Origin of the sequence: Cesiribacter sp. SM1, from assembly GCF_020178975.1 — a bacterium.
Lineage (GTDB): Bacteria > Bacteroidota > Bacteroidia > Cytophagales > Cyclobacteriaceae > Cesiribacter.
In genome coordinates, this window is the sequence record NZ_JAHXBU010000046.1 from 252,434 (window position 1) to 266,890 (window position 14,457).

The window sequence follows — 14,457 nt, forward strand, 5'->3', positions numbered from 1 at the left end:
CCTTATTCCAGAATAGTTTATGTTGTAAATTCCAGCCCCGTTAACTCATTCCCCCACAACTCCTTTAATCGAACTTGATCGCCTTGATGGGCTGTATACGGGAGATGATGGTGGAGGGAATAAGCAGGATAAGCATCACCAGCACAAAGATAAGCAGGTTCAGGCCAATGATGATGGGCCAGTCCCACAAGATGGGTACAGTATCCATGTAGTAGTTGTCCTTATCGAGCGGAATGAGCTTGAACTGCTGCTGAATAAAACCAAAGCCCAGGGCAATAATATTCCCCCAGAGGATTCCTTTCAACACCATTTGCATACCGTTGGTAATAAATATGCGGCGGAGCTGTCCGTGCGTGGCCCCCATTGCCATTAGGGTACCGATCATGGGCGTGCGTTCCATAATCAGAATAAGCAGAATAGACACCATATTAAAGCAGGCCACGAACAGGATAAGGGCCAGGAATATCACCACATTTCTGTTGAGCAGGTTGAGCCACTCAAATATCTGTATGTTCCGGTCTGTTACCTTTTCTACATAATAACTGTAATTGGTTAGCTCATACAGCAGTTCCTGCGCTTTATCTATGTCGTCAAAATCCCTGAGGTATACCTCCAGACCACCGGCAAGGGTATCATTCCAGTTGTTGAGCTGCCTGACCAGGTCAATATCACCCAGGATCAGCGATTCATCATAATCTTCCATGCCGGTGGCGTAAATACCTGCCACCTGCAGCCTTCTGAAGCGGGGCGGGTTCTGCACAAAGTACATGATCACATCATTTCCTACCTCCAGCCTAAGCTGGTCTGCAATACGCTGGCTGATGACTACCTCGGTGGATACAGCCGTATCTTCCATACTGGGGAAAGTGCCCTCCAGCATATTTGGCAAAAAGCGCTCCCTGTCGAATTTTTTCCCTACACCTTTCAGCAGTACGCCAAGTACCTCATCCTGCGTCTTTAGCAGACCGGGCTTGTAAGCAAACTGCTGCACATGTTCTATGTACGGATAATCCTGCGGGTTTTGATAAAAATCTAAGTTGTTCGAAATTGGGTTTTCGGCATACATATTGCCGAAGGTATAGCGGGTTACTTGCAGATGACCGCCAAAACTCACTACCTTGTCGGTAATAGTCTGTTGAAAGCCCCTCAGGATCAAAAACGACACAATCATCACGGCCAGGCCAAGCCCTATGCTCGCCACTGCTATTTTATGTATCAGCGAAGAGAAAGAGCCCTTATTGGCATTGTTGATGCGCGAAGAAATAAAGTATGATAGGTTCAAGCCCGAGCAGGTTTTATAAATTAACTATATAACTAGATCAAAAGGCACAATGATGCAGCAAATAGAATTGTTTGGCAAATTTTGTAAGTTTTTTCTGCAGCAGGGCCTGCTGCTAAGTTTATTATTGCCCGCCACAGCCCTGGCATCCTGCCAGAACAGCACTAGTACCCAAACACCTACCACGGCAGCCACGGCAGATGCTGCCAAAGAAACTGTTCCAGTTGCTGAACCTCAAGCCCTAACTGCCGCCAGCCTTCGCCTTGGTGCCGAAAGGGTAGATTTTTACCTGCCCATGCTCAAAGGTAAGCGAATTGGCATGATTGTAAACCATACCTCCCTGGTTCCGCAGCAAAATGGCGAGGCAATACACCTTGTTGACCTGCTGCTGAAAGAAGGTGTGCAGGTGAAAAAAGTATTTGCGCCCGAACATGGCTTTAGGGGTACAGCCGATGCCGGCGAAAAAGTAGCCAGCACCACCGATCCCACCACAGGTTTGCCGGTGGTATCGCTATACGGCAATAATAAAAAACCTACGCCCGAGCAACTGCAGGATATTGACCTGCTACTTTTTGATATACAGGATGTGGGAGCGCGCTTTTACACCTACATCAGCACCATGCACTATGCCATGGAAGCGGCTGCAGAACAGGGCAAAGAAATTATGGTGCTCGATCGCCCAAACCCGCTCGGCCATATTATAGACGGGCCCGTGCTTAATCCAAAGTTCCGCTCTTTTGTGGGTATGCATACCATCCCAGTGATTCATGGGCTTACCGTAGCAGAACTGGCCCAGATGATCAACGGCGAGGGATGGCTTGCCGGCCAAAAGCAGGCAAAGCTTACGGTGGTGCCGATGGAACAGTATACACACAACACTCCCTATGTGCTGCCTGTGCGCCCCTCTCCCAACCTGCCTAACCAGCAATCCATACTACTTTACCCCAGCCTTTGCTTTTTTGAGGGAACACCTATTAGCCTGGGCAGGGGCACACCCTTTCCATTCCAGGTAATCGGTTATCCCGATCATCGCTTTGGCAGCTTTACCTTTACCCCTACCCCTATGCCCGGCGCTAAAAACCCGCCACTGGAAGGCAAACAATGCTGGGGACTCGATTTAAGAGAGGTAACACCTCCCAATGAGCTCGATCTTGGCTACGTTATCAGCTTTTACCAGCTGTTCCCGGAAAAAGAACAATTCTTTAAGACCTTCTTCAACACACTGGCGGGTACCGATCAGCTGGCTGCGCAAATTAAGCAGGGGCTTACAGAAGAGCAGATACGCGCCAGCTGGCAGCCTGAGCTGGAAAGTTACAAAAGCAAGAGAACCAGGTACCTGTTATATCCGGATGCACAGTAAAAAGCCGGTATTTAGGACCAGGCGTCTGCTGGTGCGCCAGTTATCGCATGCAGACCTGCTGCCTTACAGAGCTGTTGAAGGTAATCCTAAAGTAATGCGCTTTATTACAGGCAGGCCCAGAACGCCGGCAGAGTGCCAGGAACGCCTGAACCATATTATTGAGCGGTACCAGCTGGAGCCTCTCTCGGGTATTTGGGCGGTGGTACTGCAGGAGAATCATGAGTATATTGGCACAGCCTCCCTTTTTACTCTGCCCAACAGCCCCTACCTGCAAATTGGCTATAAACTTAAGCCCGAAGCTCAGGGGCGGGGTTATGCAACAGAAATAGCAGCAGGTTTACTCTATCACTCTTTTTTTAGAGCAGGGCTACAAAAAGTGGTGGCAGTAACACATCCGCAAAACAAGGCTTCGCAGCGGGTGTTAAAAAAACTGGGCATGCGTGCCTGTGGGTTCCATAAGGCCTATGGCATGGCACTAACATACTTTAGCCTCGAAAAGCAGCAATACCTTGAGCGTTTGCATAAAAGAGGCTAGCTTTACTCTAAATCATTTTTATGTCGGAGTTACGCATAGTTTTTATGGGCACACCCGAGTTTGCGGTGCCCAGTTTACAGATATTGGTTGAGCATGGGTTTAATATTGTAGGGGTTATCACAGCACCCGATAAACCCAGGGGGCGCGGTCAGAAAGTAATTCCATCGCCTGTAAAAGAGTATGCCGAAAGCCAGGGACTTAATATTTTACAGCCCACCAACCTGAAATCGCCTCAATTCCTGGAAGAGCTGCGCAGCCTGCGGGCTAACCTGCAGGTAGTGGTGGCTTTCAGGATGCTTCCAGAATCAGTTTGGTCAATGCCTGAAAAAGGTACTTTTAACCTGCATGCCTCACTGCTGCCGCAGTACCGTGGAGCGGCACCCATCAACTGGGCCATTATCAATGGTGAAACTGAAACAGGCATCACTACTTTTTTCCTGAAGCACGAGATAGATACCGGCTCCATTATTTTTCAGGAGCGGGAGGAGATCAGGATTGATGATAACGTAGGCACCCTGTATGCAAGGCTGATGGTGAAAGGATCCTGGCTGGTGCTGCGTACGGTGCAGGCCATTGCTGCCGATACGGCCCCCAGCCAGCCGCAGCAGGAAAGCAGCGAACTTAAACACGCCCCTAAAATATTCAGGGAAACCTGCCAGATAGACTGGAACCTGCCTGCACAACAGCTCTACAACTTTATCAGGGGACTAAGCCCCTACCCCGCTGCCTGGACAGAGCTGCAGGGAAAAGTGCTGAAGGTTTATAAAGCCAGCTTAACCGGCAAACCAGCACCCGATAAAGCGCCTGGTGAGTGGGTGAGTGATGGCAAAACCTACCTGGCCTGCAAGGCTGCCGATGAGCTCATGGCAGTAGAAGCACTGCAGCTGGAAGGCAAAAAACGCATGACTACAGAAGAATTTTTACGAGGATTTCAACTATGATACGATCTATAATAGTAGCCCGCGCCGATAATGGGGTTATCGGAAAAGATAATGGCCTGATCTGGCACATGCCGCACGATCTGAAATTTTTCAAAGAAACCACCACCGGTCACTACGTGCTCATGGGCCGCAAGAGCTATGAATCAGTGAACAAACCATTGCCTAACCGTCTGAATATTATCATTACACGCCAGCAGGATTATTTTAAAGAAAATTGCCTGGTGCTCCACAGCCTTGAAGAAGCCCTGCAGCTGGCAGAAGCGCAAAAACAGCAGGAGGTTTTTATTTTAGGTGGCGGAGAAATCTACCGGCAGGCACTGGACAAGGGATATGTAGATCGTATTTACCTTACTGAAATCAAAGATACCTTCGAGGGGGATACTTATTTCCCGGAGCTGGACATGAGCCAGTGGCAGGAAACCAGGCGGGAAGAATACCAGGCCGACCATCAGAATCCACATGATTACGCCTTTGTAACACTGGAAAAGAAATAGAAAAAGCCAGCGCCGTTCAAGGTGCTGGCTTTTATGCTTTGGATGGTTATCAATCATTAACTGCTGTTTTTACACAGCGGCTGCTTTTGCAGGTTCGCGGAAGCCTACCCAGGTAAAGCGCTTCACTACATACTCCGGATTGGTAAAGCTTGCATTGCCTGCAGGGTTACCGCCTGTAACATGAAAATCAGAGAAACCTGCATTCTGGTTAAGGTAAATGCCACCAGTCAGGTTAAAGCTTACTGGTGTTGCGGCCAGCCCCATCTGGTCGGCAATGGTTTCTTTTAGTTCATCATCCGTTACATAAGCACCACAGCTGATAGCACCATGCTGCTTTGCAAGGTCGCGCGCCAGCTGAATGCTCTGTACGGTACTCTTGGTTTTGATGAGCAACACCACCGGCCCAAACAACTCTTTGCTGTATACTTCCCTATTTTCGGCAGCTACCTCCAGCACCACTGGCGATGCAGTACGGGCTTTAGGGAACACCGGGTTCTCTACAGATTTAGACTGCAGTAATACCCTGCCCGGAAGCTTGGCTGTTTCACTAAGCCTGTCGCTGGTACGCTGGTTCTGAATAGCTCCCAGCACATGCGGCGCTGCCTTAGGATTATTTACCAGGCTCTCGATTGCTCCTGTAAACTTCTCTGCAAATTCAGCAAAGCTTAAAGTACCTCCAGGAGTTTTAATGCCGGCTTCAGGAACAAAAAAGTTTTGTGGTGCCGTACACATTTGCCCACTGTAGAGCAGCACACTAAAAGCCAGGTTTTGGGCAACCTCATCCGGATTCTCCATCGAATCAAGAATAACCGAATTCACCCCTGTTTTTTCAGTAAATACTGCTTTGCCTTTTAGGTTCTCCAGGTAATTACCAAAATCAGAGCCACCGGTATAGTCAATGAGCACAACGTCGGGATGCTCGGCCAGCTCTTTGGTAATCTGCTGCCCCAGGGTATCCGGCGCCAGCTGTACAATGTGCGGATCCAGGCCTTCTTCCGCTAACACTTTTTGCAGCTCGGCTACAAATATTGCCATCGGTAAAATGGCTGTAGGATGCGGTTTAACGATTGCGGTGTTACCTGTAATAAGACTGGCATATAGGCCCGGTACCGAATTCCAGGTGGGGAAAGTAGAACAGCCTACCACCAGGCCAATTCCTTTAGGTACGGCACGCCACTGCTTATCGAGCGTAATATTGAACTTACCCATGGGTTTATCCCAGGTAACGGCACGGGGCACCCGCTGCAGCTCTTCATAGCCTGTGGCAATGGCCTCCAGCGCCCGGTCGGCCGCGTGGGGTCCGCTTGCCTGGAAAGCCATCATAAAGCCCTGGCCGGAGGTGTGCATGGTGGCGTAGGCAATTTCAAAAAAGCGGTCTTTTAAACGCTCCAGCGATTCGATCAGAACAGCCGCCCTGGTATCTGCAGTAATCTTACGCCATTGGTCAAATGCATTTAGAGATCTGCTGATCAGGGTTTCTGTACTGGCAGCAGGGTAGCTGATGCCCAGCGACTCCAGTGTATAGGGAGATTCCTCCTCACCTACCCAGCGATCACCAGGCTCCTGCAGCAGTTCTTCAAATTTTTTACCTAAATGAGATTTGAAACGCTGCTGCCCGTCGGCATCAGCCGTTTCGCCATACACCTTTGGCGATGGGTTTTCAGGATAAAGCGCAAAAAAGTCGCGTTTGTGCAATGCATCTACCGCGTTGGTTAAAACTGATCTGTGTTTTTCAAAAAGTGACATGTAATAAATGATTTAATCCTTAAACGAAATATTTCAATCTAGAACCCTGTTTCTAATCCTTACACGCTGGTCAGGATGGCAATTATGCAAAGCCTGGAGGAATACATAGCTTCAGATACTTGCTACAGCTTAATACCTCTCGACCATGACTAAGTACGGAAACTTTCTCTTCTTTTTACTACTGATGCTCTCTGGCCTTTGCTGGGCCCAGCAAACAAAAAAAGCTGAATACGAAGCAGGAACAGTTATTTTTAAACTCAAGTCTGTTCCAACCTCAACGTATAATAACCGTTACGCTACTTCTGCAATGCCTGACGAAGTTGCAGAAAAATTAAAGAAAAAAGTAGGCGGTGTTAAAGTTGCCCAGCCTTTTCCGTCTGCTAAAAATGCGAAAAATCATAAAAATGTACAAAGGCAAGTTTCATCGGCTCTGGATGGTATTTTTAAAATGCAACTACCTGCAGGCATAAGTGTTGAAGAGGTTGTAGAAATACTCAGGCAGGACCCCGAAGTACAATATGCAGAACCCTACTATCTGCCCCAGTTGCTGGAGGTACCTAACGATCCGAACTATACCCATCAATCCCAACTACAAATTGTAAAAGCTGCTCAGGCATGGGATATTCAGAAAGGCAATAAGGATATAGTAATTGCTATTATCGATACTGGGGTTGATTATAATCATCCCGATCTGGTCGACAATTTATACCTCAACGAAAAGGATCCTATTGATGGTATAGACAATGATGGCGATGGTTACACAGACAACTATCATGGCTGGGACTTTGCTAACTATGATAATAATCCGATGGCCGATGGCAGTTCTCATGGCACCGTAGTGGCTGGCGCCTGTGCTGCCACCACCAATAATGGTATTGGTGTTGCAGGCTCTGGTTACAACAGTCGCTTTATGCCCATAAAGGTATTTACTACCAAAGACAGCCGATTTGTAAATGGTTATGAAGCCATTGTTTATGCAGCAAACATGGGCTGTAAAATCATTAACCTCAGCTGGGGTGGAGATAGCCCTCCTTCAGAATACGTTCAGGATATTATACGGTATGCTGTGCTGGAAAAAGATGCAGTAGTTGTTGCTGCTGCTGGCAACACCAATGCAAACTTGAATTTTTACCCTGCCTCCTATAACTATGTATTATCAGTTTCTGGCAGCGATAATCTTGATAACAAAGATAAAGACGCTACCTGGAGCCGCTATGTAGATCTGGTATCTCCCATGATCAATCATTCAACAGTGAACGGAAAAGGCTATGTTACCACCGTGGGAACTTCTTTTGCTTCGCCAACCGTAGCAGGTGCCGCTGCCCTGGTACGGGCTAAATACCCGGAACTCACTGCGCTCCAGGTGATTGAACGTTTGCGCAGGACCACCGATGATATTTACGCCAACGGTAAAAATGCAGCCTATGTTGAACGTCTGGGTACCGGCAGGTTAAACATGTTTGCTGCCCTTCAGGCCGCCGTCGGCCCCTCTGTTCGAATGGATAAATTTGAATATAACAACGGCTTTGGCAATTACGCCTTTCATAAAGATACCGTTCGTTTTGTAATGGATTTTACCAACTACCTGGATCCTACAACAAATGTAGAGGTAAAGCTAATTTCCGAATCTCCTTATGCAACGGTACTGGAGGGTGATTTTGCGCTGGGAGCCATAAATACACGGGAAACCGTGTCAAATACTGAGAAACCTTTCCGGGTTTACCTTCACCCCGACCTACCGGCTTTAACCTTTCTGACCTTCAAACTGGAGTTTACAAATAATCAGGGCTACAAAGACTATCAGTATTTTCAGTTCAGGTCCAGTGGCCTGTATATTGATTTTAAAGTAGATGATCTTACCCTAACCGTGGCCTCTAATGGTAACCTTGGCTATAATTATGATTATAACCTTCAGGGACTGGGGCTCCGTTATCAGAATGCACCACTTGCACACAATATGGGCCTGATACTGGCCCAGAACCCTAAAGCTGTTGCCAACAATGCAATTTTCTATACCAACCCGGCTGTACGAGACCAGGACTTCAGAACAAAGGACCGCCTAAGACTGTACAAAAACTCTCCGGCAAGTGTTGATGCACGTTCCAGTTTTGAAGTGATTGTAAAGGACAGCACTAAGCTCAACCTTCTGGTTGACCAGCGAATACTGGGCTGGAGCGATCCTTCCAGCGATGCTTCAGTTGTGATAGAGTATCGCATAATCAACCGGGCAGACACTGTCTATAAAAACCTGAACGTTGCACTGTTTGCCGATTTTAACCTGGGTGACTTTTCCCTGAACAGAGCCGAATTTAGTACTGATCATAAACTTGGTTATACCTATGATGCAGCCACAGGCAGGTATGCTGGCGTAGCGCTCCTCTCCGGCCAGCCACTCCTTTACCATGCTGTGGATTTGAATACACGCAACGGCAATACTGCCGAAATCAAGGAATCTCTTAGCCGTCTGCAAAAGTGGAATTTTATAAGCAAGGGGATCAGTAAAGAAGAAGCAGGCATCCATGGCAGTGGAAATGATGTAGCCAAATTTTTGGGCGGCACCATTACAGAATTGGCGCCCAAAACCGCAGAAAAAGTTGTGTTTGCAATGGTTACATCTTCCAGCCTGGCTGGATTGGAAGCTGCTGTTCAAAAAGCAAAACAGCAGTATCTGACTTACAAAAAAACACCGCCTCTTATTGCCAGAGTTCAAACCTGCACAGGCGTTCAAACACAGATAACTCCCAAAGAAGGAAATATTTTCCGCTACTTCTCTGACGAGGAGGCAAGAAAACCTATTGCAGAAGGCGAGTCAATCACTTTTGAGCCACTCTCTAAGGATACTACCATTTATGCCGTAAATATTAATGATGTTTGGGCAAGTGATATTGAAAGAATCGAAGTACTGGTAAGCAAGCCGGAAGCTAACTTCAGCATGTCTACAGATACTCTATACCTGAATAACGGCGATACTGAGTCTATTATCTTTACTGACATCAGTCCTAAGGCAAACGAATGGCAGTGGGATTTTGGTAATGGCATACTTGGTAACGAAGCTTCTGCCACAGTGCCATATACCACAGAAGGCACTTATCTGGTAGAGATGGAAATAAAAACTGAAGCAGGCTGTACTAACACTATCCAGCAGAAAGTGGTGGTGATTCGTAAAGAAAACCTGCCCAGCCTGCAGCAGGTACAGATATGCATCAATGAAAGTGCTGTATTGGCCGATGTTGATGGTCGTCTCATCAATGTATACGATGATGCTCAGAAACAGCATTTACTTTACTCTGGAACTGAATTCACAACACCTGCACTGCCTGCCAGCAGGCAATATTATATTTCTGCAGGCAGAGGTGTAAAAGAAAGCAAAGCAGTACCTTTTCTTGTAGAAGTGTTTAATGCAAAGCTGCACCTTTCGCATCAGCAATTAACAGATAGTGACAGCCAATATGCTGTGAGGGTAACAGCTCAGCTGGAAGCAAACACTACACCCACCCATATTCAGTGGTATGAAGAGAAAACGCTGATTGGGGAAGGTGAACACCTTACATACGCATACGATGCGAATACTACCGCTCCCACCCTGCAGGTAGTGGTGGCTTTCAGCAATGGATGTAGCCAACAGTTCTTACAGCAACTTCCATTAGTAGCATCTGCTAAACCTAGCCTATTGAATGTGGTTACCTGCAAAGGAGAAGTGGCCGTTCTGGAACCACAGCAGGAGGGTGTTTATTATTTCTATGCCGATGACCAAAAAAAAACCCTATTGCATAGAGGCCCTTCTTACACAGTAACTGCCTTAACTACTTCACAAACCTTTTACGTAACCAGCCTTAATGGAGGGCTGGAAAGCGAAGTTGTAAGTGTTTTAGTGAATGCACCAGAAGATTTTGCCGCCTTTGAGGTAGCGGAAACGCAGCAAACACTTACAGCCCAAAGCCCTGTAAAATTCGCCAACACCAGTCAGCATTTAACTATCCGCTGGGAGTGGAACTTTGGCGATGGCAACACAAGCAGCAGACAGAACCCTGAGCATAGCTACCAGGCTCCGGGAAGCTATACGGTAAGCTTAACCGCCACCAACATTTTCGGTTGTACCGAAACAAAAGAGCAGGTGGTAGTAATTGAAGCTCCTAATGGACTTTCAGGCTCAATAGACCGCCTGCAGGTTTATCCAAATCCTACCAATGGTGAAGTAAACTTACAGATGCCGGAGAACCTGCAGCAAAATGCTAGCATAACGGTTCTAAGTGCATCTGGCAAACAGTTAACGCAGCAGCCGGTAAGCGCAAATACAACACAGATCAGCCTGGAGGCCTATCCAAAAGGTATGTACCTGATACGGCTGGTAAATGGCCGCCAGGTTTGGCAGAGCCGGGTAGTGCTGCAATAAAACATAGAATTAAAGCCGGCTTAGACCGGCTTTTACTTTAGTGGTGATTACTGCTTGGAGGATGTTTACTGCTTGGAGAAAACTCTTTTTAACAGCTCGGTGGTGCGAGCAATGGGATTTTCCCTGATATTCTTTTCCTCCTCTGCTACCAGTAAAAACAACCCCTCTATGGCTTTATCGGTGGCATAGGCCTCCAGGTCGGGATTAACCCTTTGCACCCCCGGAATCTTGTTATAGGTATTTACCAGATCGCTGTAGTAGCGGGTGGCATTTACGTTCTGAAGCGATTGTGCTACAATAGGCTGAAAACGTGTTTTGAGCTCGCCGCTGGTAGTGCGCATCAGGTATTGGGTGGCGGCATCATCCTGCCCGCGCAAAATGTTCCAGGCATCCTGTATGGTCATGCTTTTTATAGCAGTCACAAACACTGGTTTAGCTTCTTTGGCAGCCTGCTCTGCACCTCGGTTCAGGGTTAGCACGAACTTGTCCACTTCGCTGCCCAGGCCAATTTGCCGCAGGGTATTCTCTACCTTTTGCACCTCCGGCGGAAAAGGTATACGCAGTTTAGGATTTCCATAGTAGCCATTTTCCTGCGCTGCCTGCTGGGCACCTTTGCTAATGCCTACGGTTAAGGCCTCCTTGAGTCCCTGCGCTACTTCCGTAGTGGTTACCTGCTGGTTTTGCCCGAGGGCATCGTTAACGTCGCCTATAGCCTGGTTGATCTGCTGTGTGGTACAGCCTGCGTTCATCAGTAAGATTGCACCCAGGCCCGCTGTTATCAATTGCTTTCTCATTGTCATTTCAATGGTTATGGAACAAATATGCTGGCGGATGGTTATATTCCGGCCGAAATACAAACAGCAAAAACGTTACCAATTTTTATGAATTTGCCACTTGCCGAAATTATCACCATTGGAGACGAAATCCTCTACGGACAAATTACCGACACTAACTCGCAGTGGATCAGTCAGCAACTGGGGCTGGCAGGATTCAGGGTTGTGAGAAAAACATCCGTGGGTGATGTAAGAGAAGAAATACTGTCAGCATTTGCCGCGGCAGAAGAAAGAGCGCATGCCATTATTATTACCGGCGGCCTTGGCCCTACTGCCGATGATCTGACCCGACCTGTAATGGCAGAGTATTTCGGCACCCGCCTGAGCATGCACGCTGAAACCCTGGAGCACATTCGCCAGCTGTTTGAGAAAAGGGACTTTAATTTTACAGAACGCAACCAGCTGCAGGCCATGCTGCCCGAAAGCTGCACGCCTATCAAAAACAACTGGGGCACTGCCGCAGGCATGTGGTTTGAGCGCGAGGGCAAGGTTTTTATTTCCATGCCGGGTGTACCGCACGAAATGAAAAACATGATGGCGCACAGCATACTGCCCCTGCTTAAGCAGTTCTTTAAAACACAGGTGCTCCACCACCGTACCATTAAAACTGCAGGCATTGGCGAATCATGGCTGGCCGATGAAGTAAAAGATTGGGAAGCAGCACTGCCCCCGCACATAAAGCTTGCTTACCTGCCACACCTGGGCATGGTAGACCTGCGCCTCACCGGCTCCGGAACCCAGCTGGATACCCTGCAGCAGGAGGTGGAAGAGCAGGTTGATAAAGTACTGTCTATCATTGGCAAATGGGTGTATGGTTACGATACCGATTCTCTGCCCGCCGCCATTGGCAGGCGCTTAAAGAAGAAAAACTTTAGCATTGCTACAGCCGAGAGCTGTTCTGCCGGTTTTATTGCCTACACCCTTACCACAGTTCCCGGCAGCTCTGCCTACTACCAGGGCAGCATTGTAGCCTACCAGAACGAGCTCAAGACAAAACTGCTGGGGGTAAGGGAGCAAACGCTGCAAACCCATGGAGCCGTTAGCGAAGAAACCGTAAAAGAAATGGCCGAAGGCGTAAGACAGAAGTTGAATACCGACATTGGCATCTCTGCCAGCGGCATTGCCGGCCCAACAGGCGGAACAGCCGAAAAACCAGTGGGGCTGATATGGGTTGCCGTATCGGGGCCTGGTGGAACACGTACTAAAAAGCTTCAACTTACGCAGGACAGAGATTTGAATATTCGCTATACTGCGGCATATTTACTTACCCTTTTGTACCAAACTCTAAACGAAAACGATTGAAATTAGGTGAAAAACACTAATTTTGTAAAGGGAGTTATAATTTATATATTACAAAAACAGAACAATATTCAGTTCTTTTTTCAGAAGTAGATAAATTTACTACCTATTTTTAAGGATATACCAAAGATAATTTTATCCTCTTAGCTTTTAACAACTACACGCATGGCAAGAGTAGAAATGGTGATGCCCAAGATGGGCGAAAGCATCATGGAAGGCACCATCCTCTCCTGGTTAAAAAAGGAGGGAGATAGCATTGAGCAAGACGAATCTGTACTGGAAGTAGCAACCGATAAAGTTGACACTGAAGTACCTGCCACACATGGTGGTGTGCTCGAAAAAATACTGGCAAAAGAAGGAGAGGTTGTACAGGTGGGCTCTCCCATTGCTATCATCAACACCAATGGCACCGCCTCTGCAGATGCTTCTCCGGCTGCAACAGCGGCACCCGTTGCAGCACCGGCTGCAGAGCAGTCATCCAGCCCTTCTCCAGACGCCAACGAGGCTGGCGATGTAAGCCCAAGGCAGCAGGGCGACCGCTTTTATTCACCGCTGGTGCTTAACATAGCCCGCCAGGAAAGCATTTCCATGCAGGAGCTCGAAACACTGCCAGGCACCGGTAAAGAAGGCAGGGTTACCAAAAAAGATATCCTTGCCTATGTAGAACAGCGCCAGGCGCAGCCACAGGCACAAAGCCAGCCGCAGGCAGCACTACAACAGCAGCCTATATCTGCCAGCCCTGCTCCGGCTGCAACATCCCCTGCAGCACCAAAGGTTTCAGTATCCATTGGTGCCAATGATGAGATCATTGAAATGGACCGGATGCGCCGCATGATTGCCGAGCGCATGGTCGATTCCAAGCGCATTTCACCACACGTTACTTCTTTTGTTGAGGCCGATGTTACCAACATTGTGCTCTGGCGGAACCGCATGAAAAACGAGTTCAAGAAGCGCGATGCAGGAAATCTTACCTTTACACCAATTTTTATCGAAGCGGTTGTGCGGGCAATCAAAGATTACCCAATGATCAATGTGTCGGTAGATGGCACCAATATCATCAAGCGCAAAGACATCAACATTGGCCTTGCCGTAGCCCTGCCAAGCGGTAATCTTATCGTACCTGTTATTCACCAGGCCGATCAGCTGAACCTGCTGGGTTTATCAACCAAAGTGAACGATCTGGCTAAAAGGGCCCGCGACAACAAGCTTAAGCCAGATGAACTCGCAGGCGGTACCTTTACCGTTTCTAATGTAGGTTCTTTTGGTAATGTAATGGGCACGCCCATTATTCTGCAGCCGCAGGTAGCAATTCTTGCCCTGGGTGCCATACAGAAAAAGCCAGCCGTACTGGAAACAGAGCATGGCGATGTAATAGCCATCAGGCATAAGATGTTCCTCTCCCACTCTTACGATCACCGTGTGGTAGATGGATCGCTGGGAGGTATGTTTGTACGCAGGGTTGCCGATTACCTGGAACGTTTTGAACTTAACCGGTCTATCTAAGATATACTACAAATGTTAGGAGCCCCGAAAGGGGCTTTTTTACTGCTATCCTATATCATTTTCTTTACATTAAG

10 protein-coding genes are annotated in these 14,457 nt (G+C 47.8%); 7 read left to right on the plus strand and 3 right to left on the minus strand.

Annotated features, from left to right (window positions below; translation table 11 throughout):
- Window positions 1-64: 64 nt before the first annotated feature.
- Window positions 65-1,282 carry an FtsX-like permease family protein gene (locus KWJ01_RS11225; protein WP_224996531.1) on the minus strand — a complete coding sequence of 406 codons (1,218 nt, stop codon included), beginning with the start codon at window positions 1,280-1,282 and terminating at the stop codon, window positions 65-67.
- A 49-nt stretch (window positions 1,283-1,331) separates the two neighbouring features.
- Between KWJ01_RS11225 and KWJ01_RS11230 the strand changes: the two genes are divergently transcribed.
- From KWJ01_RS11230 to KWJ01_RS11245, 4 genes are read left to right on the plus strand one after another with little or no spacing between them, the layout of a single operon-like run.
- Entirely contained in the window at window positions 1,332-2,639 is a 1,308-nt protein-coding gene (locus KWJ01_RS11230) for an exo-beta-N-acetylmuramidase NamZ domain-containing protein (RefSeq protein ID WP_224996532.1), read from the plus strand.
- Window positions 2,629-3,174: a GNAT family N-acetyltransferase gene (locus tag KWJ01_RS11235; RefSeq protein ID WP_224996533.1), complete on the plus strand. Its 546-nt coding sequence runs from the start codon at window positions 2,629-2,631 to the stop codon at window positions 3,172-3,174. Before KWJ01_RS11230 ends, KWJ01_RS11235 begins: the two co-directional genes overlap by 11 nt.
- Window positions 3,175-3,194: 20 nt before the next feature.
- On the plus strand, window positions 3,195-4,115 hold the full coding sequence (fmt, locus tag KWJ01_RS11240; RefSeq protein WP_224996534.1) for a methionyl-tRNA formyltransferase: 921 nt from the start codon (window positions 3,195-3,197) through the stop codon (window positions 4,113-4,115).
- Entirely contained in the window at window positions 4,112-4,609 is a 498-nt protein-coding gene (locus KWJ01_RS11245; RefSeq protein WP_224996535.1) for a dihydrofolate reductase, read from the plus strand. Before fmt ends, KWJ01_RS11245 begins: the two co-directional genes overlap by 4 nt.
- A 69-nt stretch (window positions 4,610-4,678) precedes the next feature.
- Here the strand turns inward: KWJ01_RS11245 and paaN are convergent, their stop codons facing one another.
- A complete protein-coding gene (gene paaN, locus KWJ01_RS11250; RefSeq protein WP_224996536.1) occupies window positions 4,679-6,355 on the minus strand; it encodes a phenylacetic acid degradation protein PaaN in 1,677 nt (558 codons plus the stop codon).
- A 145-nt stretch (window positions 6,356-6,500) separates the two neighbouring features.
- Here paaN and KWJ01_RS28135 point away from each other — a divergent pair, with 145 nt between their 5' ends.
- Complete coding sequence (locus tag KWJ01_RS28135) at window positions 6,501-10,748, plus strand: S8 family serine peptidase (RefSeq protein WP_304502770.1); 4,248 nt, start codon at window positions 6,501-6,503, stop codon at window positions 10,746-10,748.
- A gap of 65 nt (window positions 10,749-10,813) precedes the next feature.
- On the opposite strand, the gene KWJ01_RS11265 is transcribed toward KWJ01_RS28135, so the two are convergent.
- The gene (locus KWJ01_RS11265; protein WP_224996537.1) at window positions 10,814-11,542 is read right to left on the minus strand and encodes a DUF4197 domain-containing protein; all 729 of its coding nucleotides are present in this window, start codon (window positions 11,540-11,542) and stop codon (window positions 10,814-10,816) included.
- An 87-nt stretch (window positions 11,543-11,629) separates the two neighbouring features.
- On the opposite strand from KWJ01_RS11265, the gene KWJ01_RS11270 reads away from it, so the two are divergent.
- Window positions 11,630-12,883, plus strand: a complete 1,254-nt coding sequence (locus tag KWJ01_RS11270) for a competence/damage-inducible protein A (RefSeq protein WP_224996538.1) — start codon at window positions 11,630-11,632, stop codon at window positions 12,881-12,883.
- 162 nt (window positions 12,884-13,045) lie between these two features.
- A complete protein-coding gene (locus tag KWJ01_RS11275; RefSeq protein ID WP_224996539.1) occupies window positions 13,046-14,383 on the plus strand; it encodes a dihydrolipoamide acetyltransferase family protein in 1,338 nt (445 codons plus the stop codon).
- Window positions 14,384-14,457 lie beyond the last annotated feature (74 nt).

Excerpts from the sequence above, each read along its gene's own strand:
- KWJ01_RS11245 (WP_224996535.1), top strand. The coding sequence starts at position 4,112 with ATGATACGATCTATAATAGTAGCCCGCGCCGATAATGGGGTTATCGGA.
- paaN (WP_224996536.1), bottom strand. The coding sequence starts at position 6,355 with ATGTCACTTTTTGAAAAACACAGATCAGTTTTAACCAACGCGGTAGAT.
- KWJ01_RS28135 (WP_304502770.1), top strand. The coding sequence starts at position 6,501 with ATGACTAAGTACGGAAACTTTCTCTTCTTTTTACTACTGATGCTCTCT.
- KWJ01_RS11235 (WP_224996533.1), top strand. The coding sequence starts at position 2,629 with ATGCACAGTAAAAAGCCGGTATTTAGGACCAGGCGTCTGCTGGTGCGC.
- KWJ01_RS11230 (WP_224996532.1), top strand. The coding sequence starts at position 1,332 with ATGATGCAGCAAATAGAATTGTTTGGCAAATTTTGTAAGTTTTTTCTG.
- KWJ01_RS11275 (WP_224996539.1), top strand. The coding sequence starts at position 13,046 with ATGGCAAGAGTAGAAATGGTGATGCCCAAGATGGGCGAAAGCATCATG.
- KWJ01_RS11265 (WP_224996537.1), bottom strand. The coding sequence starts at position 11,542 with ATGAGAAAGCAATTGATAACAGCGGGCCTGGGTGCAATCTTACTGATG.
- fmt (WP_224996534.1), top strand. The coding sequence starts at position 3,195 with ATGTCGGAGTTACGCATAGTTTTTATGGGCACACCCGAGTTTGCGGTG.
- KWJ01_RS11270 (WP_224996538.1), top strand. The coding sequence starts at position 11,630 with ATGAATTTGCCACTTGCCGAAATTATCACCATTGGAGACGAAATCCTC.